The organism is Actinosynnema pretiosum (assembly GCF_002354875.1).
Taxonomy (GTDB): Bacteria; Actinomycetota; Actinomycetes; order Mycobacteriales; family Pseudonocardiaceae; genus Actinosynnema; species Actinosynnema auranticum.
The window spans coordinates 6,504,046-6,529,492 of record NZ_CP023445.1 but is presented as its reverse complement, the minus strand read 5'-3'; the positions used below and the strand labels follow the sequence as shown (position 1 = coordinate 6,529,492).

General features: G+C 73.0%; 25 protein-coding genes and 1 tRNA gene. 17 read left to right on the top strand and 9 right to left on the bottom strand.

Features of this window, described 5'->3' with window-relative positions; genetic code table 11:
* The first annotated feature begins 1,337 nt into the window (after positions 1-1,337).
* From CNX65_RS36465 to CNX65_RS27710, 8 genes are all read left to right on the top strand, one after another.
* On the top strand, positions 1,338-1,499 hold the full coding sequence (locus CNX65_RS36465; protein WP_177154426.1) for a hypothetical protein: 162 nt from the start codon (positions 1,338-1,340) through the stop codon (positions 1,497-1,499).
* Positions 1,500-1,678: 179 nt separating this feature from the next.
* Positions 1,679-2,170, top strand: a complete 492-nt coding sequence (locus tag CNX65_RS27740) for a transcriptional regulator (protein WP_096496375.1) — start codon at positions 1,679-1,681, stop codon at positions 2,168-2,170.
* Between the two features lie 731 nt (positions 2,171-2,901).
* Positions 2,902-3,372: a transcriptional regulator gene (locus tag CNX65_RS27735; protein WP_096496374.1), complete on the top strand. Its 471-nt coding sequence runs from the start codon at positions 2,902-2,904 to the stop codon at positions 3,370-3,372.
* 23 nt (positions 3,373-3,395) lie between these two features.
* Complete coding sequence (locus tag CNX65_RS27730) at positions 3,396-3,698, top strand: DUF3817 domain-containing protein (RefSeq protein WP_015804361.1); 303 nt, start codon at positions 3,396-3,398, stop codon at positions 3,696-3,698.
* Between the two features lie 199 nt (positions 3,699-3,897).
* Positions 3,898-4,995 (top strand): glycine cleavage system aminomethyltransferase GcvT, encoded by a 1,098-nt coding sequence (gene gcvT, locus CNX65_RS27725; RefSeq protein WP_096496373.1) that lies wholly within the window; start codon positions 3,898-3,900, stop codon positions 4,993-4,995.
* Between the two features lie 17 nt (positions 4,996-5,012).
* Complete coding sequence (gene glyA / locus CNX65_RS27720; RefSeq protein WP_096496372.1) at positions 5,013-6,278, top strand: serine hydroxymethyltransferase; 1,266 nt, start codon at positions 5,013-5,015, stop codon at positions 6,276-6,278.
* Positions 6,279-6,437: 159 nt separating this feature from the next.
* Positions 6,438-7,043 carry a malonic semialdehyde reductase gene (locus CNX65_RS27715; RefSeq protein WP_096496371.1) on the top strand — a complete coding sequence of 202 codons (606 nt, stop codon included), beginning with the start codon at positions 6,438-6,440 and terminating at the stop codon, positions 7,041-7,043.
* Between the two features lie 125 nt (positions 7,044-7,168).
* Positions 7,169-9,250, top strand: coding sequence for a S9 family peptidase (locus tag CNX65_RS27710; RefSeq protein ID WP_096496370.1), 2,082 nt, complete (start codon positions 7,169-7,171; stop codon positions 9,248-9,250).
* Positions 9,251-9,352: 102 nt separating this feature from the next.
* On the opposite strand, the gene CNX65_RS27705 is transcribed toward CNX65_RS27710, so the two are convergent.
* The 4 genes from CNX65_RS27705 to CNX65_RS27690 form a co-directional block, all read right to left on the bottom strand.
* The gene (locus CNX65_RS27705) at positions 9,353-10,198 is read right to left on the bottom strand and encodes a spermidine synthase (protein ID WP_177154425.1); all 846 of its coding nucleotides are present in this window, start codon (positions 10,196-10,198) and stop codon (positions 9,353-9,355) included.
* Complete coding sequence (speD, locus tag CNX65_RS27700; protein ID WP_096496369.1) at positions 10,195-10,608, bottom strand: adenosylmethionine decarboxylase; 414 nt, start codon at positions 10,606-10,608, stop codon at positions 10,195-10,197. Before speD ends, CNX65_RS27705 begins: the two co-directional genes overlap by 4 nt.
* Before the next feature lie 70 nt (positions 10,609-10,678).
* Positions 10,679-11,848 carry a type III PLP-dependent enzyme gene (locus CNX65_RS27695; RefSeq protein ID WP_096496368.1) on the bottom strand — a complete coding sequence of 390 codons (1,170 nt, stop codon included), beginning with the start codon at positions 11,846-11,848 and terminating at the stop codon, positions 10,679-10,681.
* 74 nt (positions 11,849-11,922) lie between these two features.
* The gene (locus tag CNX65_RS27690; RefSeq protein WP_096496367.1) at positions 11,923-13,182 is read right to left on the bottom strand and encodes a metallophosphoesterase; all 1,260 of its coding nucleotides are present in this window, start codon (positions 13,180-13,182) and stop codon (positions 11,923-11,925) included.
* Between the two features lie 118 nt (positions 13,183-13,300).
* On the opposite strand from CNX65_RS27690, the gene CNX65_RS27685 reads away from it, so the two are divergent.
* Genes CNX65_RS27685 through pabB form a run of 3 tightly spaced genes read left to right on the top strand, consistent with a single transcriptional unit; the run spans position 13,301 to position 16,598 of the window.
* On the top strand, positions 13,301-13,801 hold the full coding sequence (locus CNX65_RS27685; RefSeq protein WP_096496366.1) for a SigE family RNA polymerase sigma factor: 501 nt from the start codon (positions 13,301-13,303) through the stop codon (positions 13,799-13,801).
* On the top strand, positions 13,798-14,520 hold the full coding sequence (locus tag CNX65_RS27680; RefSeq protein ID WP_096496365.1) for a hypothetical protein: 723 nt from the start codon (positions 13,798-13,800) through the stop codon (positions 14,518-14,520). The genes CNX65_RS27685 and CNX65_RS27680 overlap by 4 nt, the downstream gene beginning before the upstream one ends.
* Before the next feature lie 59 nt (positions 14,521-14,579).
* Positions 14,580-16,598: an aminodeoxychorismate synthase component I gene (gene pabB, locus CNX65_RS27675; RefSeq protein WP_096496364.1), complete on the top strand. Its 2,019-nt coding sequence runs from the start codon at positions 14,580-14,582 to the stop codon at positions 16,596-16,598.
* A gap of 61 nt (positions 16,599-16,659) precedes the next feature.
* Here the strand turns inward: pabB and CNX65_RS27670 are convergent, their stop codons facing one another.
* On the bottom strand, positions 16,660-17,001 hold the full coding sequence (locus CNX65_RS27670; RefSeq protein WP_015804349.1) for a histone-like nucleoid-structuring protein Lsr2: 342 nt from the start codon (positions 16,999-17,001) through the stop codon (positions 16,660-16,662).
* 263 nt (positions 17,002-17,264) lie between these two features.
* On the opposite strand from CNX65_RS27670, the gene CNX65_RS27665 reads away from it, so the two are divergent.
* The 3 genes from CNX65_RS27665 to CNX65_RS27655 all read left to right on the top strand — a co-directional run bounded on the left by CNX65_RS27665 (position 17,265) and on the right by CNX65_RS27655 (position 19,065).
* Positions 17,265-17,546 carry a metal-sensitive transcriptional regulator gene (locus tag CNX65_RS27665; RefSeq protein WP_015804348.1) on the top strand — a complete coding sequence of 94 codons (282 nt, stop codon included), beginning with the start codon at positions 17,265-17,267 and terminating at the stop codon, positions 17,544-17,546.
* A gap of 61 nt (positions 17,547-17,607) precedes the next feature.
* Positions 17,608-17,684 (top strand) — tRNA-Leu (locus CNX65_RS27660).
* Between the two features lie 1,018 nt (positions 17,685-18,702).
* Complete coding sequence (locus CNX65_RS27655) at positions 18,703-19,065, top strand: YbaB/EbfC family nucleoid-associated protein (protein WP_096496363.1); 363 nt, start codon at positions 18,703-18,705, stop codon at positions 19,063-19,065.
* A gap of 25 nt (positions 19,066-19,090) precedes the next feature.
* Here the strand turns inward: CNX65_RS27655 and CNX65_RS36460 are convergent, their stop codons facing one another.
* The 4 genes from CNX65_RS36460 to CNX65_RS35795 all read right to left on the bottom strand — a co-directional run bounded on the left by CNX65_RS36460 (position 19,091) and on the right by CNX65_RS35795 (position 21,835).
* Positions 19,091-20,653 (bottom strand): HNH endonuclease, encoded by a 1,563-nt coding sequence (locus CNX65_RS36460; protein ID WP_198320562.1) that lies wholly within the window; start codon positions 20,651-20,653, stop codon positions 19,091-19,093.
* A 48-nt stretch (positions 20,654-20,701) separates the two neighbouring features.
* Positions 20,702-21,043 (bottom strand): DNA/RNA helicase domain-containing protein, encoded by a 342-nt coding sequence (locus CNX65_RS27645; protein ID WP_096496362.1) that lies wholly within the window; start codon positions 21,041-21,043, stop codon positions 20,702-20,704.
* 56 nt (positions 21,044-21,099) lie between these two features.
* Positions 21,100-21,270, bottom strand: coding sequence for a DNA/RNA helicase domain-containing protein (locus CNX65_RS35805; protein ID WP_269770719.1), 171 nt, complete (start codon positions 21,268-21,270; stop codon positions 21,100-21,102).
* Between the two features lie 418 nt (positions 21,271-21,688).
* Positions 21,689-21,835 carry a hypothetical protein gene (locus CNX65_RS35795; RefSeq protein WP_157767880.1) on the bottom strand — a complete coding sequence of 49 codons (147 nt, stop codon included), beginning with the start codon at positions 21,833-21,835 and terminating at the stop codon, positions 21,689-21,691.
* 345 nt (positions 21,836-22,180) lie between these two features.
* Between CNX65_RS35795 and CNX65_RS27640 the strand changes: the two genes are divergently transcribed.
* From CNX65_RS27640 to recQ, 3 genes are read left to right on the top strand one after another with little or no spacing between them, the layout of a single operon-like run.
* Positions 22,181-22,366: a hypothetical protein gene (locus CNX65_RS27640; RefSeq protein ID WP_157767879.1), complete on the top strand. Its 186-nt coding sequence runs from the start codon at positions 22,181-22,183 to the stop codon at positions 22,364-22,366.
* Positions 22,360-23,538, top strand: a complete 1,179-nt coding sequence (locus CNX65_RS27635; protein ID WP_096496360.1) for a hypothetical protein — start codon at positions 22,360-22,362, stop codon at positions 23,536-23,538. The genes CNX65_RS27640 and CNX65_RS27635 overlap by 7 nt, the downstream gene beginning before the upstream one ends.
* A gap of 9 nt (positions 23,539-23,547) precedes the next feature.
* Complete coding sequence (gene recQ, locus CNX65_RS27630; RefSeq protein ID WP_096496359.1) at positions 23,548-25,368, top strand: DNA helicase RecQ; 1,821 nt, start codon at positions 23,548-23,550, stop codon at positions 25,366-25,368.
* Positions 25,369-25,447: the final 79 nt, after the last annotated feature.

Genomic DNA, 25,447 nt, shown 5'->3' with positions numbered 1-25,447 from the left:
GCCGCTCGGCTCCGCGCTGCCCACAGCAGACCTGCCGCTGTCCACCTGCCTCTGACCGCCGCTCACCTGCCTCCGGCAATGGCCGCCGCTCGTCGTTCCGGCAACGGCCGCCGTTCACCTGCCTCCGACACGGCCACCGCTCTCCGGGGTCCAGCCGCTCGCGAGGTTCCGGTCCGCCGTTGTCCGCCGCTAGCCTGGTCCCACTCTGCCGTTGGGCGCGCCAGGTTCCCGCCGCTCGCCAGGTTCCCGCCGCTCGCGCGGCTCCGATCCACCGCTGTCCGCCGCTTGCCCGGTCCCGCTCTGCCGTTGGGCCCGCCGGGTTCCGGTCGCCGCTCTCCGGGGTTCCAGCCGCCTGCGCGGCTCCGGCGGCCTACCGCTGTCCGTCGCCCAAGACCCCGGTCGCCGCCCCCGCCCCAGCCCTCTACCCGCGTCCCAGCCCTCTACCCGCGTCCCAGCCCGCTACCCGCGTCCCGATCCGGGTGACCGCGTCGCAATCCGGGTGGCCGCGTTCCAATCCGGTGGTCGCGCCCGCCGCCCGAGGTCCACCGTCACCCGGTCCGCGCCGTCGTCGCCCGCGCGCCCACCACCCGCGCCGCCCCCCACCTGGCCTGCACCGTTGCCACCAGCGCGCGCACGCCTGCCACTCACCCGCTCTGCCCCACCCCGCCCCGCACCGGCCGACCCGCACCGCCCGCGCCCCTGCCCGAACGACCACTGCGGGTTGCCCGAGCGCCCTCGGTCGTTTTTCCGCGCAACCCCAACGTTCCCGCTGGTCAGCGACTCGACTTTCGGCCGGCCCGCCGCCTCCCGCAGCCGCGCCGCCAACCGGCTCTTCCGCTACCCGCCGGTACCGCGTAAGAATCTGAGGTTCCCCCGCCGCCCGCATTCCGGAACAAATCCGACCCACCCCCGCCGCCGATGATCGAAAAAAGGCTGCGGAAAACCCCGGAGCGCGGCGTGAGGAATTCAGGACGCGCCCGACTCTCCTGTCACGCTGCGTGCGTGACCGAGCGCATCCGAGTGATCCGGCTGGGCTGTGCTGGAGGTGTGGCGGAGCTCCGATGTTCGTGCCGTGTGGGGAGGTGTGCGCGGAGCCGCCGAGCGACCCGTCACCCACAGCATCGGCGTTCAGCCCAACGGCCTTGATAGTCCGTTCGGGTGGTCATCGGCCGGGTCACTCGTCGCCCAGGGTGTCTTCCGAGGGCTGAACGGACCAGCTCGGCGCGTTCTCCCCGTGTCATCCGGGTGAGTGGTGGACCATGTCCTGCGTCGAGCCGGGTAACGGGCTGTCCCCGGACCCGCTCGCGCCGCCCCGGTGAACGGAGGGAGAGCGCTCGGTGAAGCTCAAGAAGGTGCTGTCGCTGGCGGGTGTCGCGCTGGTGCTGTTCTTCCTCATCACCCAGCCCGACCAGTCCGCCGAGACCGTGAAGGGGGTGCTGGCCTGGCTCCGGGAGAGCGCCGAGTCGATCATCACCTTCATCCGCGCCCTGTTCGAGTGACGCCCGACCGTCTCGGTCACTTCACGTGATCGAGTTGGCCCGACGCTCCGCCTAGCGGGTGAAATGAGGGCTATAACACCCTGGTAACAGGGTTTTTGGCAAACAAGGGTCTAGCGGTTGTCGGAACCCCCGAATACGGTGCGCTGCATTGGCTGATCTTCGACCGACGAGGAGGCGGAATGGTCGAGGACTCCGGAGTGGACGAGCTGCTGCGTCAGTGGGCGGCTGAGCGCTCCGACGACGCCGAGCTGCGCGAGGTGAACCGGATCAAGGACGCGTGGCTCGCCGAAGCCCCGCAGTCCGTGCCGGCGATCCCCGTCCAGCGGGCGACCGGCGGGTACCGAGGGGGCTCGGTCAAGGTCGAGTCCGCGGACCCCGCGTACGTGGCGGCGATGAGGAAGCGGGCGCCCGAGGCGCCCGAGGTCCTCCTCGCGGCGGCGGCCAGCTACTGGCAGCTGGTCGGCGACCTCGCCGAGGCCGAGCTGTGGTGGGACGCGGGCATCAGCCCGATGGACCAGCGCGCGCTCGACTACCGGGCGGCGGGCCTGAGCCCGGCCGACCTGGGGCGCAGGCTCGGACCCATGACCGTGCTCCAGCACCTCCGCCGGGGCAGCGCCGCGGCCTGGTGCGTGGCGCGGCTGCAGAGGCAGCGCCGGGACGGCGTCGCCTGACCCCCGTCCGGGACCGGGCTCCTGCGCGGGAGCCCACCCCACGACCGAGCGCGCGTCGCGACGCGGCGCGCCCCGAGCGGTCGCGAGAGGCCGTCCCCGCACGGCCTCGCACCGACCACCCCGGAACCCCGACCGGCTCCGGCAGCACGACGAGCCCGGAACACCCGAGGACCGATCCGGCCGAGGACCGGCCGAGGTGACCCGAGCGCGGTGACGACCGGTGCGCCCGAGCGGCGCACGGGCGGCCACTTCGGCAGGGCAGCACCCCGCCCTCGCCGGAGCCCGCGGCCGACCCCGCCCGACACCACCAGGCCGACGCGCGCGACCAGGCGACCCCGACCAGCGGCACCCCTGCCCGGCCGGACGCCACGCGCCGACCCCGTGCCCCTGCGGCGTCCCGCCGCCCGACCCGCTTGCGCCGACGCCCCACCGCCACCCCGAACCGGCGGCCCCGTCGACCCCTGCGCGGTCCCCAGGCCCCACGGCGGGCGCCCGCGCCCGATCCGCAGGCCGCTCCGAACCCCGAGCCGCTCCGAACCCGACCCGAGCCCGCGCCCGGCCCGAGCCCGAGTCGCCGCGCGCCCTGATCCCGGCAGCGATCCGCCCGGAACCCACGCCCCCGGCCGCACCCGCCGCGCCTCGCGCACCCACGCCTGATCCCGCCCCCGGCGACCGATCTCACACCCCAGGCCCCCGCCCGCCCCGCGCCCCCGCGCGGTTAACCTGGACGCGTGGCAGGCCCCAGGATCACCTCCCAGCGCGTGACCATCGCCGCCGTCTGCCTGCTCTCCCTCCTGGCCTGCTGCGGCCTGGCGTGGTGGCAGTGGGAGCGGTTCTCCTCGGCCAACGGCACCTTCCAGAACCTCGGCTACGTCCTCCAGTGGCCCCTCTTCGGCTTGTTCCCGGCGTTCATGGTGTGGCGCGTCCGCCGCCTCGACGCCGCCAACAAGGCCGCCGACGCGGCCCTTGCCACCGAGAGCGGACGAACCGGGCAGACCGTCGCGACCCCGGTCGACCCCACCCCCGCGCCCGCCCCCCGGCCGATCACCCCAGCCCCGGAGCCGGGAGCGCGGACGTCGGTGGTTACGGTTGACCCCGTCAAGACCCCCGCGCACGACGGCTACGACGAAGACGACGAGGACGAGGAGATGGCGGCCTACAACCGCTACCTCGCCGAGTTGCACGCGCGGGACACCAGGTGATCGAACGCGGTGAGGGTGGGGCGATGAGTGGCGCGCTGAGCAGGTTCCGGCTGATGGCTTACGTGGTCGGTGTCGGGTTGCTCGGCCTGGTCGTCGCCATGCTGTTCAAGTACCTGGGCGACAGCGAGACGCTGATGCGGATCGTCGGCCCGGTGCACGGCTTCCTCTACGCCATCTACCTGGTGCTGACCGTCGACCTCGCCCTCAAGGCCCGCTGGACGATCAAGAGCACCGTGCTGGTCCTGCTCGCGGGCACCATCCCGTTCGTGTCGTTCTACGCCGAGCGCAAGGTCGTCGAGAGCGTCCGCGCGGGCCGCGCCCTCTGAGCGCCGCGCCCGACCCGCCGAACCCGCTGCCCGCGAACCGGGGAGCGGGTTCGTGCGATCCTTCCCCCGGCGGGCCGAACCGGAACCGGTCGGTCCGCCCCTCCGCGCCCGCCGCTCGACCGCGCGCGGGACGACACCGCCAACCGGCCCGCCGACCGGCCCGGCCGACCAGGTCCGCCACCAGGGAGGAACCCGCAGCATGGAACCCCGCCGCACCCCGCTGCACGCCGAGCACGAGGCCCTCGGCGCGCACTTCACCGACTTCGCGGGCTGGCGGATGCCGCTGCGCTACGACAGCGAGCTCGCCGAGCACCACGCCGTGCGCTCCTCGGCGGGCCTGTTCGACCTGACCCACATGGGCGAGATCGTCCTGACCGGCCCCGAGGCGGGCGCCGCGCTCGACCACGCCCTGGTCGGCCACTGCTCCGCGATCGGCGTCGGCCGCGCCCGCTACACCATGATCTGCGCCGAGAGCGGCGGCGTCGTGGACGACCTGATCGTCTACCGGCTCGCCGAGCAGGAGTACCTGGTCGTCGCGAACGCCTCCAACGCGACCACCGTCGCCGCCGAGCTCGTCGAGCGCGCCAAGGGCTTCGACACCCAGGTCGCCGACCGCTCCGAGGACCACGCCCTGATCGCCGTGCAGGGCCCGGCGTCGACGGCCATCCTCGAAGGCCTGACCAGCACGGACCTGGCGGCCGTCAAGTACTACGCCTCCTACCCGGCCGAGGTCGCGGGCAAGCCCGTCCTGCTGGCCCGCACCGGGTACACCGGCGAGGACGGCTTCGAGCTGTTCACCGCCCCCGCCGACGCCGCCCACGTCTGGCGGGCGCTGCTGGAAGCCGGTCAGCCGCACGGCCTCAAGCCCGCGGGCCTGGGCTGCCGCGACACGCTCCGCCTGGAGGCGGGGATGCCGCTGTACGGCAACGAGCTGGGCCTGGACCGCACCCCGTTCGAGGCGAACCTCGGCCGCGTCGTGAAGCTCGACAAGCCGGGCGACTTCGTCGGCCGCGCCGCGCTCGCCGCCGCCGCCGAGGCGGGCGCCGACAGCACCCTCGTCGGTCTCAAGACCGCGTCGCGCCGGGCGCCCCGCCACGGCTACCCCGTGCTCGACGCCGACGGCGCCGAGATCGGCGTGGTCACCAGCGGCGCCCTGTCGCCCACCCTCGGCCACTCGGTGGCGATGGCCTACGTGACCAGGGCCAACGCCGAGCCCGGCACCGCGCTGACCGTGGACGTCCGTGGCCGCCGCGAGCCCGTGGAGGTCGTCGCCCTGCCCTTCTACAAGCGAAAGTGACAAAGGGGAGCCCAACCATGTCCGCGCACTTCAACACCCCCTTGGCCGAGTTCGACCCGGAGGTGGCGCAGGCCGTCGCCGCCGAACTGGCCCGCCAGCAGAACACGCTGGAGATGATCGCCTCCGAGAACTTCACGCCGGTCTCGGTGCTCCAGGCCCAGGGCTCGGTGCTGACCAACAAGTACGCCGAGGGCTACCCCGGCCGCCGCTACTACGGCGGCTGCGAGCACGTCGACGACGTCGAGCGGCTGGCGATCTCGCGGGTGAAGGAGCTGTTCGGCGCGGGCTTCGCGAACGTGCAGCCGCACTCGGGCGCGCAGGCCAACGCGGCGGCGATGTTCGCGCTGCTCCAGCCCGGCGACACCATCCTGGGCCTGGACCTGGCGCACGGCGGGCACCTCACGCACGGGATGCGGATCAACTTCTCCGGCAAGCTCTACAACGTGGTGCCCTACCACGTGTCGGACAGCGACGGCCTGGTCGACCTGGCCGAGGTCGAGGCGCTGGCCAAGGAGCACCGGCCGAAGCTGATCGTGGCGGGCTGGTCGGCGTACCCGCGCCAGCTCGACTTCGCGCGGTTCCGCCGGATCGCCGACGAGGTCGGCGCGTTCCTGATGGTGGACATGGCGCACTTCGCGGGCCTGGTCGCGGCGGGCCTGCACCCCAGCCCGGTGCCGCACGCGCACGTGGTCACCACCACGACGCACAAGACCCTGGGCGGCCCGCGCGGCGGCGTGATCCTGACCAACGACGCCGACCTCGCCAAGAAGATCAACTCGGCGGTGTTCCCCGGCCAGCAGGGCGGCCCGCTGGAGCACGTGATCGCGGGCAAGGCCGTGGCGTTCAAGCACGCCGCGTCCCCCGAGTTCACCGACCGCCAGCGCCGCACCCTGGAGGGCGCGCGCGCCCTCGCGGAGCGTCTCAACCAGGCCGACATGGCCGAGGTCGGCGTCCGCGTGCTCACCGGCGGCACCGACGTGCACCTGGTGCTGGTCGACCTGGTCGACTCGCCGCTGGACGGCAAGCAGGCCGAGGACCTCCTGCACGAGATCGGCATCACGGTCAACCGCAACGCCGTGCCGAACGACCCGCGCCCCCCGATGACCACCTCGGGCCTGCGGATCGGCACGCCCGCGCTGGCCACCAGGGGCTTCGACGCCGAGGACTTCGCCGAGGTCGCCGAGGTCATCGCCGCCGCGCTGCGCCCCGAGCCCGACCTGGCCGCGCTGCGCGGTCGCGTCGAGGCGCTGGCGAAGAAGCACCCGCTGTACTCCACGCTCTGACGGGTCCGGCCGCGACGGCGCGCGCCGTCGCGGCCCCCTGTGGCGCGCGCCTCGCCCCCCGGTCCGGTGAACGCGGTCACGAGCCGGAATGCCGGGGGAGAGCTCTCCGGTTGTCCCTGGCGGCACACCCGCCAGGGACCGCACCGGAAGAAGAGGCCCATGACCGCGACCACCACCCCGCTCGCCCTCTCCGCCGAGGCGCAGGACCTGCTGTTCCGCGAGGCCCGCACCGCCTCCGCGTTCACCTCTGAGCCGGTCGCCGACGAGCAGTTGCGCGCCGTGCACGACCTGGTCAAGTGGGCGCCCACCAGCATGAACACCCAGCCGCTGCGCATGGTCTACGTGCGCGGCGAGGACGCCCGCGCCCGCCTGCTCCCGCACATGTCCGAGGGCAACCGCGCCAAGGTCGCCTCCGCCCCCGTCGTCGCGATCCTCGCCGCCGACGTGGACTTCCACGAGCACATGGGCAAGGTCTTCCCGCACTTCGCGGGCGCGCGGGACGCGATGGAGGCCAACCCCGGCCGCGCCGAGATGGCGAAGCTGAACGCCGCGCTCCAGGTCGGCTACTTCATCGTGGGCGTGCGCGCCGCTGGCCTGGCCGCCGGTCCCATGACCGGGTTCGACGCCGAGGCCGTGCGCGCCGAGTTCTTCGCGGGCACCGCGCAGGTCCCGCTGGTCGTGGTCAACATCGGCCACCCGGACCCCGAGGTGTCGTTCCCGCGCAACCCGCGCCTGGACTTCGAGGAGATCAGCACCGTCCTCTGAGGACCGCCGCGACCCCGGACCCCCGCCCACCCCGGACGGGGGTCCTCGCGCGCGCGGGGAAGATCACCGGCGCGGGACGGCCGGTCTCCCGCGCCCGCCCGCGCCGAGTCTGCGAAGGTTGCCCCGTGGGCAACGAGAACACCTTCCCCCGCCAGTACGCGCGGACCCAGCGCTACACGCTGGGCGCACCGCGCAACTTCACCGCCTCCCCGGACGGCGAGCGCGCCTACTTCCTGCGCACCGCGAGCCCGCGCGTGCGGGCCAACGGCCTGTGGGCGCTGGACACCGCGACCGGGGCCGAGGAGCTGGTGGTCGACCCCACCGCGCTGCTCACCGAGCCCGAGGAGCTGTCCCCCGAGGAGCGGGCCCGCCGCGAGCGCAGCCGCGAGCAGGCCGCGGGCATCGTCGGCTACGCGACCGACGCCGACGTGCGCCAGGCCGTGTTCGCCCTGTCCGGCCGCCTGTTCGTGGTCGAGCTGGCCACCGCCGCCGTGCGCGAGCTGCCCGTCCCGGCCCCCGCCGTCGACCCGCGCCTCGACCCGACCGGCCGCCGCGTCGGGTACGCCGCCGCGGGCGCGCTGCGCGTGGTCGACCTGGAGACCGGAGCGGACCGCGCGGTCGCCGAGCCGGACGCCGACGACGTCACCTGGGGCGTGGCCGAGTTCATCGCCGCCGAGGAGATGAACCGCTTCCGGGGCTTCTGGTTCTCCCCGGACGGCGAGCACGTCCTCGCCGCGCGCGTGGACAACTCGCCGGTCACCCGCTGGCACATCGCCGACCCGGCCAACCCGGCGACCCCGGCCGCCGAGATCGCCTACCCCGCGGCGGGCACCCCGAACGCCGTCGTCACCGCCGCCCTGTTCGACCTCGCCACGGGCGCGCGCGCCGACGTCCCGTGGGACGCCGACGCGTTCCCGTACCTGGCCACCGCGCACTGGTCCGCGCAGGGCGCCCCGCTGCTGTCCGTCCAGTCCCGCGACCAGCGCGCCGTGCGGGTGCTGACCGCCGACCCGGCGACCGGCGCGACCACCGTCCTCAAGGAGAACACCGACCCGACCTGGCTGGAGCTGCCGCCCGGCGTCCCGTGCTGGTCGGCCGACGGCGAGCTGGTCGAGATCCTGCCGCACACCGGGGCCAACCGGCTCGTGGTCGGCGGCCGGGCCTGGTCCCCGGACGGGCTCCAGGTGCGCGCGGTGCTCGACGTCTCGGCCGAGGACGTGCTGGTCACCGCGTTCGAGGACGCCGACCCGACGCAGATCCACGTCTACGCGCTGACCGCGTCCTCGGCGACCCGCCTGACCGAGGAGGCCGGGGTGCACGCGGCGACCCGCGCGGGCGGGACCCTGGTGCTCTCCTCGTCCACCCTGGACCGCTTCGGCGCCCGCGCCACCGTCACCCGCGACGGCCGCGCCCACGAGGTCGCCTCGCACGCCGAGACGCCCGTGCTCACCCCCGAGCCGAAGCTGCTCACCGTCGGCGAGCGCGGCCTGCGCGCCGCCCTGCTCTACCCGGGCGGCCACGTCCCCGGCACGAAGCTGCCGGTGCTGCTGGACCCGTACGGCGGCCCGCACGCCCAGCGCGTCCTCACCGCCCGCAACGCCTACCTCACCTCGCAGTGGCTGGCCGACCAGGGCTTCGCCGTGCTCGTCGTGGACGGTCGGGGCACCCCCGGCCGCGGCCCGGCCTGGGAGCGCGAGATCGCGTTCGACCTCGCGGGCGTCACCCTCCAGGACCAGGTGGACGGACTGCGGGGCGCGGCGGCGGTCGAGCCCGACCTGGACCTCACCCGCGTGGCGATCCGGGGCTGGTCGTACGGCGGCTACCTGGCCGCGCTGGCCGTGCTGCGCCGCCCGGACGTGTTCCACGCGGCCATCGCGGGCGCCCCGGTGACGGACTGGCGGCTCTACGACACCCACTACACCGAGCGCTACCTGGGCGACCCGGCCGAGCGGCCCGAGGTGTACGACGCCAACTCGCTGATCGACGACGCGGGGGAGCTGGAGCGCCCGCTGATGATCGTGCACGGCCTCGCCGACGACAACGTCGTGGCCGCGCACACCCTGCGGCTGTCCTCCGCGCTGCTGGCCGAGGGCCGCCCGCACACCGTGCTGCCGCTCTCCGGCGTCACGCACATGACCCCGCAGGAGCAGGTCGCCGAGAACCTGCTGCTGCTCCAGGTCGACTTCCTCAAGAAGTCCCTCGCCTGACGCGGAAGCGGGAGGGCCGCCGCTCCCCGTGGGGAACGGCGGCCCTCCCGCCGGGACCGGCGAACCAGCGCGCCCGCCGGGCGGACCCCGAGGGGTCGCCCGTCAGACCTTCGCCGCGTGCCGCACCGAGTACGGCGGGACCGAGTTGCCGCGCAGCGCGAGCTCGTCGATCGACTCCGGCCGGTAGCCCGACTTCGGCAGCCGCTCCACCATCAGCGCGGTGGGGTCGGCGACCTCGTCGGCCCGGCCGAACAGGTAGGCCCACTCGTGCTCGTCGGAGCCGTAGTAGGCCACCGTGCCGAACACCTCGTTGAACCGCTGCCACATGCGCGTCAGCGTGGTGTTGCGCCACATCGTCTGGCAGCCCGCCTGGGACACCACGACGCCGCCCGGCGCGAGCAGCGCCTTGCACATGCCCAGGAACTCCGCCCCGTACAGGCGGTTGTGCTGGGCCTCCTCCTCGCGCTCGTCCGGCAGGTCCACCAGGACGATGTCGTAGCGCTCCGAGGTCGTGCGGATGTACTCCCACCCGTCCGTGTAGCGGACGCGGATCGGGCCCTCGCCCTTCTCGGCGAGCGCGAGCTCCTCCGGGGTGTAGCCGTACGGCAGGTGCTCCGCGCACAGCTTCACGGCCTGCTCGTCGATGTCGATGTGGTCGACCACCGACGCGCCGGCGGCCACCGCCATCTGGCACACGACGCCCTCGCTGGAGCCGATGACCAGCACCCGCTCGACCTTGTCCGCGAGCAGCAGCGCCGGGACCATCAGCGCCTCGTGGTAGGTGAGCTGGCTGAACTCGGTGCTCTGCCGGTCGTCGTCGCAGAACAGCGACAACCCCTGCGAGGTGCGCGCGATCACCAGGTGCTGGAAGTCGGTCCTCGTGTCGACGACCGTCTCCGCCACCTCCCAGTGCCGGGTCATGCCCGTCGCGAGCGGTTCGGTGATCAAGACTTCTCCTCGCCTACGAGAGCGGGCACGCGATTGGCGCCTCGCCTGACCGTGTCCATCCGTGCGTGCTCCGCGCCGAGCGCCTCCGAGAGCAGGCGCACCGCCAGCTCCGGCTTCGCACGGGTGCCGCACGTGAACACGTCGACGAACACCTTCCCGACCTCCGGGTAGGTGTGGATCGACGCGTGCGACTCCGACAGCAGGGCCAGGACCGTGACCCCCTGCGGGTCGAACTGCTTGGAGACCACCTCCAGCACCGTGGCGTCGGCCTGGGTGAGCGCCTCACCGAGGGCGTGCCTGAGGAACCGCTCGTCGTCGAGCAGCTCCGGGCTCACGCCTTCGAGCTCAGCCAGCACGTGCTGTCCTGCGAACAAGCCGACGGGGTCGGTCTCGCACGGGAGTTCGGACATCAATCACTCCAAACATCAGCTTCAGGTTCCCGCGGCCGGACGCCGCCAGGGACGATCGGAGGGCGTGCGCTCACCGCACGCAGTAGGTGGCCAGCGGCGGGAAGCCGTTGAAGGCCACGGAGGAGTAGCTGGCCGTGTAGGCGCCCGCGCGCAGCAGGTCGACGTGGTCGCCCGCGCGCAGGTCCAGCGGCAGGTCGTAGCGCGTGTGCTGGTACAGCACGTCGTCAGCGTCGCAGGTGGGACCGGCCAGCACCACCGGACCGACCTCGCCGCCGTCGCGGGTGGTGCGCAGCGGGTAGGCGATGGCCTCGCCCTCGGTCTCGGCGAGGCCGCCGTAGCGGCCGATGTCCAGGAACACCCAGCGCCGCTCGTCCGAGTAGGACTTGCGGGCCACCAGCACCACCGACGACCGGATGACACCCGACTCGGCGACGAGCGCCCGTCCGGGCTCGATCATCACCGACGGCGCGTGCTCGCCGAAGGCCCGGCGCACCGCGCCGGTCATCGCGGCGGCGTACTCGGCCAGCGGCGGCGGCTGCTCCAGGTAACCGGCGGGCAGCCCGCCGCCCAGGTTCACCACCGACAGCGCGACGCCCTCGGCGCGCAGCTTCGCGGTGACCTCGGCGGCGTCGGCGATCGCCGCGTCCCACCCGGTCGGGTCGAGCTGCTGGGAGCCGGCGTGGAACGCGACCCCGTACGGCTCCAGGCCCAGCTCGCCCGCCAGGCGCAGCAGGTCGACGGCCATGTCCGGCGCGCAGCCGAACTTCTTGCCGAACGGGTAGGTCGAGCCCCTGCTCTCCACCAGGATGCGCAGCATCACCCGCGCACCGGGGGCGTGCTCGGCGATCGTCCTGACGTCCTGCTCGCTGTCGGAGACGAACAGCCGCACGCCCAGCCGGTGCGCGTAGGCGATGTCGGCGGCCTTCTTGATCGGGTTGCTGTACGACACGGCCTCGGGCGGCGCGCCCTTGGCCAGGCACAGGTCGATCTCGTTGGGGCTGGCCACGTCGAAGGAGCAGCCCTCGGCGGCCAGGACCTCGACGACCTCGGGGGTCGGGTTGGCCTTGACCGCGTAGAAGATCCCCACTCCGGGGAGGGCCGCGCGCAGGGCGCGGAACCGCTCCACCACGGTGGGCAGGTCGATCACCAGGCAGGGCGTTCCGGGTTGTTCCCGCTCCAGGAAACGACGGATCCGATCCTCAGCACCGTGAAGCCGCTGGTCGGCGTAGCTCTCCGTCATCTCGCTAGGGGTCCCCCTCCGCATCCGTCCTCGGGCACGGCCGCCCACCCTAGGCGCACAACCTGAACAAATCGCTACCCGAGGGCCGAATTGTGACGCAGCTCCACAAGCGTGACCTCCGGGGGTGCGCCCACGCGGACCGGCGGACCCCAGAACCCGGCCCCGTTGCTGACGTACACCTGGGTGCCGTCGACGGTGGCCAACCCCGAGGTCACGGGCTGCTGGATCGGCACCGCGAGGCTGAACGGGAACATCTGCCCGCCGTGCGTGTGGCCGGACAGCTGGAGGTCGACGCCCCTGGCCGCGGCCTCGCGCACCTGCACCGGCTGGTGCGCCAGCAGCACGACCGGGTTGCGCTCGTCGCGCCCGCCGAGCGCCTTGTCGTAGTCGGGCGCGTCGTCCAGCTGCCCGCCGGTGTGGTCGTTGACGCCTGCCAGGTCGAACGCCGCCCCGTTGCGGGCGATGGTCAGCCGCTCGTTGCGCAGCACGTCCAGGCCGAGCCTGCCCAGCTCGGAGATCCACTCCAGGTGGCCCGAGTAGTACTCGTGGTTGCCGGTGACGAAGAACGCGCCGTCCTTGCTGACCAGGTCCTTCAGCGGGGCCGCCGCCTCGCCGAGCTGCGCGACGGTGCCGTCGACCAGGTCGCCGACCACGGCCACCAGGTCGGGCTGCAGGCCGTTGATCGTGCGCACGATCCGCTCGGTGTGCGAGCGCCCCAGCAGCGGGCCGAGGTGGATGTCGCTGACCACGGCGATGCGGTAGCCGGACAGCGCCGGATCGAGCTTGGCCAGCGTCACCGGGACGGTCCTGACCTGCGGACCGCCGAGCGCGGTCTTCGCCCCGTAGCCGACGATGCCGGTCGCGGCCAGGCCCGTGGCGACGGCCATCGAGCGGGCGATGAACAGCCTGCGGCCGTTGTCCACCGGGGGCTTGCCGGTGGTCCCGGTCGCGGCCCGGTCGAACTCGCGCTCCGCCACGGCCACGGCGACGCCGTCCTCGGCCGGGCTCGCGGGCAGGGACGCGGTCACCGGCTCCGGGGTGTCGCGCCGCCACCAGCGGTTCAGGATCAGCCGGGGGATCTCCAGCACGACCAGGACCACGGCCAGGTAGAAGGCGAGCGCGAGCCAGAGGTACCCCGGCCAGGCGATCCAGGCGTACCCGATCGGGTCAACCCGGACCAGCGCCATCGCGGTCATCATCATCACGAACAGCGCGCCGAGCACGACGGCACCGGCGGTGCGGGCCCGCCTCGACGTGGTGGTCGCCCGCACGAGCCTGCGCCACAGGTAGTAGTTCAGCAGGCCGAGCGCGAGCGCCATGAACAGCAGGAACATGGGAGTGGGGCCCTCCTGGGGGATTCGTCCCCCCAAGTCTGCCGTGAAGTCACCCGTAAGGGTGCAACCCGAGCGCCTGCCCGTGGCGTGACTAACGCGGATGTCACGGGGAGGGCAGATGAGCTCACGGGACGCCGCGTTCGCGGAGTACTTCGCGGCGCGGGCGGACGCCATGCGCGGGACCGCCTACCTGCTGTGCGGCGACTGGCACCGGGCCGAGGACCTGGTGCAGACGGCGTTCACCAAGCTCTACCTCGCCTGGGACCGGCTCGCCAGGCAGGACGCCCTGGACGCGTACACCAGGCAGGTGGTCGTGCGCACGTTCGTGTCGGAGACCCGGCGCGGGTGGTTCCGCCGCGTCACGGTGGGGGACCTGCCGGTGGAGCGCGCCGCGGCCCCGGTGGGCTCGCCCGAGGACCGGCAGGTGCTGCTGACCGCGCTGGCGCGGGTGCCCGCCAGGCAGCGGGCGGTGCTGGTGCTGCGGTACTGGGAGGACCTGTCGGTGCGGGAGACCGCCGAGGCGCTCGGCTGCTCCGAGGGCACGGTCAAGAGCCAGGCGGCGCGGGGGCTGAGCGCGCTGCGCGCGCTCGTCGTGGAGCAGCGGGAGGTGGCGTGGTGAACGAGTCCGAGCTGAGGGAGCGGATGCGGGACGCCCTGAGCGACCCGCCACCGCCGATGGACGTGCGGACCGCGCTGACCGGCGGCCGTCGGGCGGCCCAGCGGCGCAAGGCGGCGCGCAGCGCGCTCGCGACGTGCGGCGCGGTCGTGCTGGTCCTCGCTGGGGCGGTGGCCGTCCACCCGCCAGGGGACGGTTCCGCCGTGCCGGTCTCCGGCGGCTACGACGTGCTCCCGCCGTTCTCGACCAGCGTCTCGTTCTCCCCCGCCGACCTGCTCGTCCAGTCGCTGGTCCAGGAGGGGCACCGCTTCGAGAGCAGGCTGGAGACCCACGCGGGCCTCACCCGCGTCCCCGGCGAGCAGACCCCCGTCAAGGTCGAGCGCCTGGAGGGCGCCAACCGGGGCTACGGGGAGGAGATCAGCAGGTTCGTCGACATGGACCGCTCCGCGGGCCGGTTCGGGCTGATCGCGGTCGTCGCGGACGACGAGGCCCGGTGGGACCCGAAGCCGTGCGAGGTGCTGGCCCAGGTGGCCCCCGAGGCTCCCGCCTGCACCCCGGATGCGGGGGCGGAGGAGGTGTCCGGCCTCGCCCTGTCAGCCGGGGGGGCCGTGCCGAACGCGGTGGTCCACCGGCGCGACGACGGGGTGTTCGTGTGCGTCGTGCAGCTGACCGGGCCGCCGGTCGAGATCGGCAAGCTGCGCCTGGTCGCCGAGGAGAGGTGATCGGCCGGGTACCGGAGATCCCCTGACCGGGTGGTCGCGCGGGTACCGTCCTGCCTGCCATGCGAACCCTGCTCATCGACAACCTCGACTCGTTCACCGGCAACCTGGCGCACCTCGTCGCCAGGGTGAACGGCCGCGAGCCCGACGTGATCCGGCACGACGACCCGGACTTCCGGCTCGCCGACCTGCGGCGCTACGACGCCGTGCTGATCTCGCCCGGCCCCGGCAGGCCCGACGACCCGCGCGACTTCGGACTGTGCGCGGCCGTCGTCGAGCACGCGGAGATCCCGCTGCTCGGCGTGTGCCTCGGCCACCAGGGGCTGTGCCTGGGGCACGGCGCGACCGTGGCGCGGGTGACGCCCCGGCACGGCATCGTGGACGAGGTCGCGCACACCGGGACCGACCTGTTCGCCGGGCTGCCCTCACCGCTGCGCGTGGTGCGCTACCACTCGCTGGCCGCCACCGACCTGCCGCCGGAGCTCGAACCGCTGGCCTGGGCGCCCGGCGACGGCGTGCTCATGGCGGTGCGGCGCCGCGGGCGGCCCGCGTGGGGCGTGCAGTTCCACCCCGAGTCGGTCGCGGGTGAGCACGGGTTCGGGCTGCTGGCGAACTTCCGCGACCTCGCGGGCGGCCGGGCCGCGCCCACCCCGCCCCCACCGCCGCCCGCGCCCGCCGAGGCCGCGCCGAGGCGGCTGCTCGTGCGCTCGCTGGACGTCCACCCCGACCCCGAGGCGGTGCACGCGGCGCTGCACGGCGCGTCCCCCGACTCGTTCTGGCTGGACAGCAGCCGCGCCGACGCCGCGCGCGGCCGGTTCTCGGTCATCGGCGACGCCTCGGGGCCGCTGGCGCGGGTCGCCCGCTACGACGTGACCACCGGGCGGGTCCGCGTCACCTCGGCCGCCGGGGCGGCCGAGCACGACGGCCCGCTGCTCGACTGGCTGGAGGCCGACCTCGCGGCGTGGCGGGTGGACGCCCCGGACCTGCCGTTCGACTTCGCGCTCGGCTGGGTCGGCTACCTCGGGTACGAGCTCAAGGCCGAGTGCGGCGGCGACGCCGTCCACCGCTCCGGGCACCCGGACGCGGCCCTGGTGTTCGCCGACCGCGCCCTCGTCTTCGACCACCGGGAAAAGCGCTGCCACCTGCTCGCGCTCGAAGGCGCGGACGGCGGTTGGCTGGACCGCGCGGAGGAGTTCCTGCGCGCTTTCCGCACCCCCGAGAAGGAATTTCCCGTCCCCCTGCGGGGCGAGGTGGAATTGCGGCACGACCGCGAGCGGTACCTGAAGCTGGTGGACGCCTGCCTGGAGGCGGTCGCGGCGGGGGAGAGCTACGAGGTGTGCCTGACCAACCGGGGCGTGGTCCCCGGCCGGATCGACCCGTGGCGCGGCTACCGGTTCCTGCGCGCCCGCAACCCGGCCCCGTACGGGGCGCTGCTGCGCTTCGGCGAGCTGTCGGTGCTCAGCTGCTCACCCGAGCGGTTCGTGCGGGTCGACCGCTCGGGCTGCGTGGAGTCGGAGCCCATCAAGGGCACCCGGCCGCGCGGGGGCACGCCCGAGGAGGACGCGGCGCTGCGCGCGGAGCTGGCGGTCAGCGTCAAGGACCGGGCCGAGAACCTGATGGTCGTCGACCTCGTGCGCAACGACCTGAGCCGCTGCTCGGAGGTGGGCAGCGTGCGGGTGCCGAGGCTGTTCGCGGTGGAGACCTACGCGACCGCCCACCAGCTCGTGAGCACGGTGCGGGGCAGGCTGGCGCCGGGGCGCACGGCCGTGTCCGCCGTGCGGTCGGCCTTTCCCGGCGGTTCCATGACCGGCGCCCCCAAGATCCGCACGATGCAGATCCTGGACGCGCTGGAAGCCGGGCCCAGGGGCGTCTACTCCGGCGCCCTGGGGTACTTCTCGCTGTGCGGGGCCGCCGACTTCAGCGTCGTCATCAGGACGCTGGTCGCGGACGCGCGCGAGACCGCGTTCGGGGTGGGCGGCGCGGTCATCGCGCTCTCCGACCCCGAGGCGGAATTCGAGGAGACGGCCGTCAAGGCGACCGCGGCCCTCGCGCTGTTCCAGGCGGACTTTCCCGGCAGGTGACCTGCGGTTTCCCCGGCTGCGGCCGTTCGCTCGCGGACAGCCGGGGAAACGCTTGCGCGGCTCAGGAGGCGTGGGCTTCCTGGAACTGCACGACCAGGCCCTGGGGAATGCGACCGCGGTCGGAGATCTGGTGACCCTGCGCGCGGGCCCAGTCGCGAATGGCCTGGGCCTGGGCCTTGTCGCCGGCCTTTACGGTGCTCTTGCCGCCGCCCTTGCGCTGCTTGCGCCCACCGGCGCGGCGCGCCTTGGCCACGAAGTCGGCCAGGGAGTCGCGGAGCTTGTCCGCATTGTCCTTGGAGAGGTCGATGGTGTACTCGACACCATCGAGCGCGAAGGTCACGGTCTCGGCGGCTTCGCTGCCGTCGAGGTCGTCGATGAGCTGGACGACGGTCTGCTGTGCCACTGTTCCTCCGTGTGTGCTCGCATAGCGTGTGTTGCCCTCGACATCTGTAACTACGCCACACGCTTCGTTCGACACCATAGTGCACGGGCTGAATATCGCCTAACCTTTCGTCTGGTAAATGTGACTGATGCCCCCGGACGGGTCATTTCGGGGCTGCGGTTATGTCGGGAAATGCGCGGTCGGGCTCGTGGTCGGGGTCACACCCGGTTGGGTGGCCTATCCTGGAGCGGGTACCCACCTGGGGTAGGGGAAGGCGGGCAGCGGTGCACGGTTACACGGAGGACAAGGACGCCTACCTGAAGCGGTTGCGGCGGATCGAGGGGCAGGTCCGGGGGTTGCAGCGGATGGTGGAGAACGACGAGTACTGCATCGACGTGCTGACCCAGATCTCCGCCGCCACCAAGGCGCTCCAGGCGGTGTCGCTGGGGTTGTTGGACGAGCACCTCAAGCACTGCGTGGCGCAGGCGGCGGCGCAGGGCGGGGAGGTGGCCGAGGAGAAGATCGCGGAGGCCTCGGCGGCGATCGCCCGACTGGTCCGCTCCTGACCCGCGACACGCCGCCCCGCGCGGCGGCGCGCTCGCCTGATCGAGTAGAGTCGTGCCACCGGCCCCCGTAGCCCAATCGGCAGAGGCAGCGGACTCAAAATCCGTCCAGTGTGCGTTCGAGTCGCACCGGGGGCACCACGCCTGACCAGCAATTCACGCTCATCCGCGCTGTTGTGCGCCGTCCCGTCGACCTTCGGTGGCGCCCGGCGCCCGCATTCCCCGCGCCCCGGCCCCGCCCCTCGGCGGCTTTTCGCACCCGGTTCCCCGCGGGACCGCCCGGCGCCTTGTGCGCGCGGCGCGCGGTCGCCGGGGTGTCCGAAGCGCCGGGGTTCTTTTGCCCGAAGGGGCGACACCGGGCGGGCTTCGGGGAAACCGTTCACCGTCGGTGCCCGACGCGGCGCGCGGTGCCCGAGGTGGAACGCGCGCAAACCCCTCCGGAGGGCAGTGCCCGCGCGGATGGCGGACGCGCGGGGGAATTACCGGAAGCGCGCGCGGCGCGGGCCCGGTGTTCACGTCCCGGAACCTTCCCGATCCGCATCGGGGCACCCCCTGGTGAACCGGAGGCGCGCACGGCGCGCGCCTTCGGGAGGTCGCCCACGAACCCGAAGTGATCGCGACGGGACGCGATCCGGTTCACCGCGGGTTCGCCCGAGAGAAAAGCACCCCCCGCGCACGGCCACACCCCGCTTTCACACCGCGAGGTGAGCGGCGCGGAACAACCGGGTGGCGCCGCGCGGGGGAGTGCCGGTCGCACCGGGAAAACCGGCGCGTCCGGGTGTTCGGAGTGGATCGAACGGTTCCGAGCGGCCCTCGGAAGAACACGCGCGGTGTTCCCCCGCCGACCCTCCTTCCGGCCGTCCCCTTCGGACTGCGCCGTTCCGTAGATCGTTTCCCGCCCGCGTCCGAACCGGGTCCTCGAACGGGGATGTCGCCTTCTTCACCCGACCGTGGGCGCGCCGAGCCCCCGGTTGATCTCCATCCCCGGTCGACCCGCCGTTCAACGTCCTCTCCCCGCCCCCCGCTCCTGAGCGCCACCCCTGACCGTTCCGGGTGAAGTGCTGAACACCACCGGGCAATAACGACCCCCGTACGGCTGTCCTGCCGTAGCCTCCGGGGGCCATTCAGAGGTACGACGGCGGGGACGCGCGGGGGTGTCGTGAGGGACCGGCAGCAGCGCCTGGAGCACATGAAGCGCACGTTCGAGGAGCAGTCGGCGAAAGCGGGCGACGTCCAGCGGGCGATGCGCGAGCTGCGCGGCCAGGGCAGGAGCCCCGACGGCGCGGTCACCGTGACCGCGGCCCCGTCGGGCGCGGTGGTCGACCTGCAGCTGACCGAGGAGGCGCTCAGACGCACCCCGTCGGCGCTGCGCGCGGACATCCTGTCGGCCATCCAGATGGCGACGCAGAACGCGACCCAGCTCCTGGACGACGCCGTGGGCCCGATCACGGGCAACCGGCTGGAGCGCATCAAGCAGGGCCTCCGCCACCGCGACCCCGCCCAGGAACCGGGCGACCGCTGAGGGGCGCCCGGTTCCTGGTGGCCGCCTACGCCTCGTCGTCGGTGGCGTCGTCGGTGCTGACGTCGCCGACGTCGACGACGGGGAGCAGGGAGCGGTGGTAGGCGAGGTACTCCGGGTTGATCTCGTGCCTGCGATCGCGGCGCAGCTTGCGCACGCTCGTCGGCTCGAAGACGTGCCGGACGTTGTACTCCTCGTCCACGTACACGGTGAACCAGTCGAACAGCTTGTGGCAGTTCGGGCACAGGCAGAGCAGGTTGTCCTCGGTGTCCGGACCGCCGTGAGCAGCGCCCAGCGCTTTGATGTGGGCGCCCTCGCTGTAGTACTGCCCCGGCCCGACCTGCAGGCGGAGGCCGCAGAACTGGCACTGGTCGTCGTGGATCGCCTTCACGCGCTTCACGATCTCCCGCAGGCGGACCGCCCGGTTCGAAGTGCTGGCGCGCCGCTCGGCGGCCTTCCCGCTCCGATCACCCTCTTCCGGGAGCGCCAGTCCTGCGGCCACGAGCAGCGGGGTCCGGTCCTCGATGTCGGCGAAGTGGTTCGCCGTGATCGTGTTGAAGATCCTCGCGCGCTGCACCGGGTTCTGGGCGGTCCTGCTGAACTGCGGGCTCAGACTCACGCGCTTGCCCTGGGCGCTCCCCGACCCGGGGAACCTCCAGTGCTCGCTGCGGCCTGGTGACCAAGGGGAATCACCGGCGGGCAGTCCGACGGCTTCGCAGACCTCCGCCAGTCCCTTCTCGATGGCCTCCGTCATGTGCTCCACGGGCTTGGGTGAGCCGATCTGCTTGCCAAGCGCCCAGAGCAGCGCTAGGGCGCTCTGGCGGCTGCTCCTCGGGGGCAGCAGGCTCTCCAGCAGGTCCGCGAACCTCTCGCTGGCGGAGCCCTTCCCCGAAGCGCCCTTGGGCCCACCCGACGACCCGCCGGAGGTGTCGCGATCCGGGGCCTCGGCCCCGAGCAGGTGCGCCAGCTCGGCGTGCTGGTCCGCGTCGAGCAGCGTCAGCGACCGGAGGTCCTTGCGGTTCACGGCCCGCTCGAGGAAGGCGCTCGCCTCCCAGGCGGGGGACAGGAGGCGGACGTCGCCGAGCGCCATCATGTGCATGAAGACCTCCTTCGGCTGCTCCCCGCCCCAGAGCGCCTTCGCGAGCGCCTCGTTCGTGAAGTCCCGGAGGATCACCGCCTCGGCGATGAACGCGCCGTGGGAGTAGAACAGCACGCGGTCGCCCACGCGCCGCCGCGCGATGGCGTTCGCCTTCGCGTTCCGCCGCGCCTCGTCGGCGGGCGTGCTCCCCCAGAACCTGGCCACCCCGTCGCCGTAGAGCTCCCTCAGCCCCGCCGCGTCGTCCCCCAGCACCCCCGCGTAGTCGTCGAGCAGCACCCCGTCGCGGACGGTCTTCGCGAAGTGCTCCTCCCCGGCCTTCCCGAAGCCCCTCGGCTGCAGGAGCAACTGCTGCCCGTTCTCCACATCCAGCACGACGAACCCCTCTCGCCTCAAGACCCGGACCGCGGCCTCCCTGCCGCCGCTGAACTCGCCCGGCTCCAGCACGTTCTTGCGGCCGACCAGCTGATACCTCTTCTTCACGTCGCCCCCCATGCGCCGGAGCCTATTCCGCGACACCGACAGGTGCCGGGGGTCACCGGGTCAGAGCAGGTTCCCGAGGAAGTCCTGGCTCTCCTCGTCCACGGAGAGGAAGCGGCATCCCCCGGTTCCTTGCGTCGCCAGCACCCAGTACGTGTTCAGCGCGTACCCCAGGTAGTCATCGGCGGAGACGTTCCGAAAGGGGCGGCCGTGGCTCGCGGAGGGTGCCCCGACCCACCGCCCGTCCCTGCGGGCCAGATCCGGGCCGATGATCACGTCGCTGTGCTCGTACTGCAGCGCCTGGCAGGTGTAGAGGCAGCCGATCTGCGCCTCGCCGTCCGGTCGGTCCGGCGACCACGGCCAGCAGAAGCCCGCGCTGATCCTGGCACCCGCGCCGCGCTCCACCGCTCCAGCTCCAGCGGCGTCTCGGCTATCCCGATTTTGTAGTCGTCCCCCGCGGTCTAGCGCGCGGGATCGCCGTTCGGGGCCAGCAGGGCGTCGAGCCAGTTCAAGTACCGCAGCGAACCACCGCAGCGGTACTGGCTCGTCAGCTCGAAGTGGGCGAACGAGGCGCCGAACCGGGTGGCGGCCTCTTGCAGCTCCGCGATGCCCACACCCTCGTTCGGGTGGATCGCCCTGGCGCTCGTCGAGGAAGAACACGCTCACCCGCGTGCTCCGGCTCAGGTCCGCGACGAGTGACCCGTTCCTGAGCAGCCGCTGGGCCTCGTCCACCAGCGGAACGACGGGACCCATGTCGCGCTGGCGCAGGTAGTCGGCCGGGTGCAGGAACAGTTCCTGGCACCGGTGCCGGAGAGGGGATCACCAGGTTTCTGCGCAATGTGCCGGACGGGGGTGAGGAACCTAGTCGCGGAGCCGCCGGAGCGCGGCAGGTCGGCGAGCAGCCACAGCGCGATCACCGTCTTGCCCGTGCCGGGACCACCGGAGACCGCGATGACCTTCCGCGAGCGCGTGAGGGTCGAGCGGACCGCCCGGCGGCGCGTTATGCAGCCCGGCGGCACCCCGGAACTCGAGGTCGATCGCGGCCTCGAGCTAGTGCTCCAGGTGGCACACGTAGCCGCAGGCCTGCTGGGCGGGGTGCGCGCTGGTCTGGCCGGTGCGCGCTGGTCTGCCCCCGGCCGAGACCTCGAGCCCGGTGGCCCAGTCGACCTCGCTCCACCGCTTCAGCTCCACCACCACGCCGGTCAGCCCGCCATTTGGCCGTGCGCCCAGCAAAGGCGTCAACGCGCTCCGAGCTGCCCGCCAGGGTGTACTCGAACAGCAGCGACAGGTCGTCGAGCCCGGCCCCCACGAGCGAGTCGCCCCGGACCGGCCAGCTGTTGCGCCAACTCCTGACCTCGGCCTCCTCCGAGGGCTGCCCGTGCTGCGAGGCGAAGCGCTCCGCGCACTCCCACGCGACCACGTCGACCGAGCCGTCGGACCAGTCCTTGATCCCCCGACCGTCCCCGAGCAAGTACATGATCCGCAGCTACCAGAGCCCCGCGCACCGGGCTCCGGGGCTTCGGGCACGGTGTTCCGATGCGCATGACCTCGGACTCAGAGGAACCGCTGAACGCCGGCTTCTCCGTCGTCCCGGACGGCGACGGGCTGGCCGTGGTGCTGGAGAGCTCCAGCGGTGCGGACCGCCAGCGGTCGAACGCCCGGACCCCGACTACCGCGCCGCGCTCGAACTGCTGCTGCGGCGCCTCGGCGACCTCGACGCCGTGCTGACCGCCGTGCTCGTGGACTCCAGCGTCGTGCAGCGCCTCTCCGAGGAGGAGCGCACCCTCCCCCTGGAGCGGCTGCCCCTCGCCGAGTGCTCCGACTTCCACAAGCTGCGCACCCGGCTCACCCGCCTCCAGCGGGGGATCGGGCAGCCCGCCGGGAAGGCGAGCAGCGGGAACGCCACCAGGCGCCTGCGGCTCCGGGTCGACGTGCCCGGACACACCGGGGGTGACGCCGCAGCCCTGCAAGCGCGCCTCGCCCGCTCCACCGCCAAGCCCCAGTCGGAACAGCCGCCCGCCGAGCGCCCCGCCCCCGACTACGACGTCGTCTGGCCCGCCAACAAGCTGCTGGTCGAGATCCGCGGCCTGCGGACCCGCTCCGCTGACGACCACAGCCTCCAGGAATCGCTCACCCTCCTCTGGGCCCTCGGCAGGCTGACTCGCGGTCGGGCGCGGCTCACCGCGTGGCCCGAGTTCGAGCGCGAGGTGGGGGACCTGCTGGTCGAGTTCGGCGAGAGCCGTACCCCCGGACACCCCTTCCGGCACCTCGCCTCCAGCCCGGACCTCTGGGAGACCCACGGCCTCGCCGACGTCCCGACGGCCACCGACACCGGGGCGCGCGCGGGCTTCCCCGAGCGGACCTTCACCGCGCTGACCAAGGACCGCCTCCTGCGCACCCAGGTCATCGCCGTGCTGGCCAATGCCTACCTCGGCGACGACGCGCAGGCCGTGCTCACCAGGGTCGGTCTGGGCACCGCGGACCTCGACCGCCCCGCGACCGCCACCACCCGCGTCGAGCAGACCGCCCTGCGGAGCCTGCTCCTCGACGGTCGTGACGCCGCCCCGTGCGCCCTCTGCGGCGACGAGTACCCGGTCGGGAGCCTGGTCGCCGCGCACATCAAGCGCCGATCCGCCTGCACCCCCGAGCAGAAGCTCGACCTCGCCAACGTCGCCATGCTCGCCTGCGCCCTGGGCTGCGACCACCTCTACGAGCAGGGCCACCTCACCGTCGCCCCCGACGGCCGCGTCCGCGTCGCCGACACCACCTACCCCGCCGTCCGCGCCCGCCTCGCCGAACTCGACGGCCGCCACGTCCCCGCGCACACCCCGGAATCGCGGGACTACTTCGAGTGGCACGCCACCACCATCTTCAAGAAACCTGTCGGACCCGTCGGCTAGCCTTGCCCAATGGCTTCCAGCGACGCGGGTGAGGTCCTGCGGAGGGTCTTCGGGTACGAGTCTTTCCGCGGTGACCAGGGCGAGATCGTCGAGCACGTCATCGGTGGCGGCGACGCGCTCGTCCTCATGCCCACCGGCGGCGGCAAGTCGCTCTGCTACCAGATCCCCTCCCTGGTCAGGCCCGGTGTCGGGGTCGTCATCTCGCCGCTGATCGCGCTCATGCAGGACCAGGTCGACGCCCTGCGCGACGTCGGCGTGCGCGCGGGCTTCCTCAACTCCACCCAGTTCCCCGACGAGCGCCAGCTCGTGGAGTCCGAGTTCCTCGCGGGCGAGCTGGACCTGCTCTACCTCGCCCCCGAGCGCCTGCGCCTGGACGCCACGACCCGCCTGCTGGAGCGCGGCGACGTCGCGCTGTTCGCGATCGACGAGGCGCACTGCGTCGCCCAGTGGGGCCACGACTTCCGCCCCGACTACCTGGCCCTGTCGCACCTCAAGGAGCGCTGGCCGGACGTCCCGCGCATCGCCCTCACCGCGACCGCCACCAAGGCCACCCACGCCGAGATCGCCACCCGGCTCGGCCTGGAGGACGCCAAGCACTTCGTCGCCAGCTTCGACCGCCCCAACATCCAGTACCGGATCGTCCCCAAGAACGAGCCGAAGAAGCAGCTCCTCAAGCTCCTGCGCGACGAGCACGCGGGCGACTCCGGCATCGTCTACTGCCTGTCCCGCAACTCCACGGAGAAGACCGCGGAGTTCCTGGTGGACAACGGGATCGCGGCCCTGCCGTACCACGCGGGCCTGGACGCGGGCACGCGCGCGGCCAACCAGTCGCGGTTCCTGCGCGAGGACGGCCTGGTCATGGTCGCGACCATCGCGTTCGGCATGGGCATCGACAAGCCGGACGTCCGGTTCGTCGCGCACCTGGACCTGCCGAAGTCCGTCGAGGGCTACTACCAGGAGACGGGCCGCGCGGGCCGCGACGGGCAGCCGTCCACGGCGTGGCTCGCGTACGGGCTGCAGGACGTGGTGCAGCAGCGCAAGATGATCGAGGACTCGCAGGGCGACCAGGAGTACCGCCGCCGCCAGGCGCAGCACCTGGACGCGATGCTGTCGCTGTGCGAGGCCGTCGACTGCCGCCGCGCGCGACTGCTGGAGTACTTCGGCCAGAGCGGCGAGCCGTGCGGCAACTGCGACACCTGCCTCGCCCCGCCGGAGACGTGGGACGGCACGGTGCCCGCGCAGAAGGTGCTGTCCACGGTCGTCCGGCTCAAGCGCGAGCGCAGGCAGAAGTTCGGCGCGGGCCAGATCATCGACATCCTGCTCGGCCGCAAGACCGCGAAGGTCATCCAGTTCGACCACGACTCGCTGTCGGTGTTCGGCATCGGCGAGGAGCTGAACGAGAGCGGGTGGCGCGCGGTCGTGCGGCAGCTGCTCGCGCAGGGGCTGCTGGCGGTGGAGGGCGAGTACTCGACGCTGACCACCACGCCGGGCAGCGACGAGGTGCTGTTCCAGGGCCGCAAGGTGCTGATGCGCCGCCAGCCGGAGCGGGTCGAGAAGGTCCGCACGGCGCGCGGCGGCGGCAAGCAGCGCGTGGACCAGCTGGAGCTGTCGCCGGAGCAGGAGGAGGTCTTCGAGAGCCTGCGGACCTGGCGCGCGGCCACGGCGAAGGAGCAGGGCGTGCCCGCGTACGTGATCTTCCACGACGCGACGCTGCGCCAGATCGCGAGCACCGCGCCGAGCACGCTGGACGCCCTGGGCGGCATCAGCGGGGTCGGTGAGAACAAGCTCGCGAAGTACGGCCAGCAGATCCTCGACACCCTGAACCCGTGACCACAGGAGACCGCTTCGAGGGCGGGAAGACCGGCGGTGGACGGCGGAAGGGCGCTCGCGGGAAGCCGACCGGTGGTGC

Bases quoted from the DNA above. Each gene is read 5' to 3' on its own strand.
- pabB (WP_096496364.1), top strand. From the start codon at position 14,580: ATGCGAACCCTGCTCATCGACAACCTCGACTCGTTCACCGGCAACCTG.
- CNX65_RS27740 (WP_096496375.1), top strand. From the start codon at position 1,679: ATGGTCGAGGACTCCGGAGTGGACGAGCTGCTGCGTCAGTGGGCGGCT.
- glyA (WP_096496372.1), top strand. From the start codon at position 5,013: ATGTCCGCGCACTTCAACACCCCCTTGGCCGAGTTCGACCCGGAGGTG.
- CNX65_RS36460 (WP_198320562.1), bottom strand. From the start codon at position 20,653: ATGGGGGGCGACGTGAAGAAGAGGTATCAGCTGGTCGGCCGCAAGAAC.
- CNX65_RS27695 (WP_096496368.1), bottom strand. From the start codon at position 11,848: ATGACGGAGAGCTACGCCGACCAGCGGCTTCACGGTGCTGAGGATCGG.
- CNX65_RS27715 (WP_096496371.1), top strand. From the start codon at position 6,438: ATGACCGCGACCACCACCCCGCTCGCCCTCTCCGCCGAGGCGCAGGAC.
- CNX65_RS27730 (WP_015804361.1), top strand. From the start codon at position 3,396: ATGAGTGGCGCGCTGAGCAGGTTCCGGCTGATGGCTTACGTGGTCGGT.
- recQ (WP_096496359.1), top strand. From the start codon at position 23,548: ATGGCTTCCAGCGACGCGGGTGAGGTCCTGCGGAGGGTCTTCGGGTAC.
- gcvT (WP_096496373.1), top strand. From the start codon at position 3,898: ATGGAACCCCGCCGCACCCCGCTGCACGCCGAGCACGAGGCCCTCGGC.
- speD (WP_096496369.1), bottom strand. From the start codon at position 10,608: ATGTCCGAACTCCCGTGCGAGACCGACCCCGTCGGCTTGTTCGCAGGA.
- CNX65_RS27685 (WP_096496366.1), top strand. From the start codon at position 13,301: ATGAGCTCACGGGACGCCGCGTTCGCGGAGTACTTCGCGGCGCGGGCG.
- CNX65_RS27690 (WP_096496367.1), bottom strand. From the start codon at position 13,182: ATGTTCCTGCTGTTCATGGCGCTCGCGCTCGGCCTGCTGAACTACTAC.
- CNX65_RS27640 (WP_157767879.1), top strand. From the start codon at position 22,181: ATGACCTCGGACTCAGAGGAACCGCTGAACGCCGGCTTCTCCGTCGTC.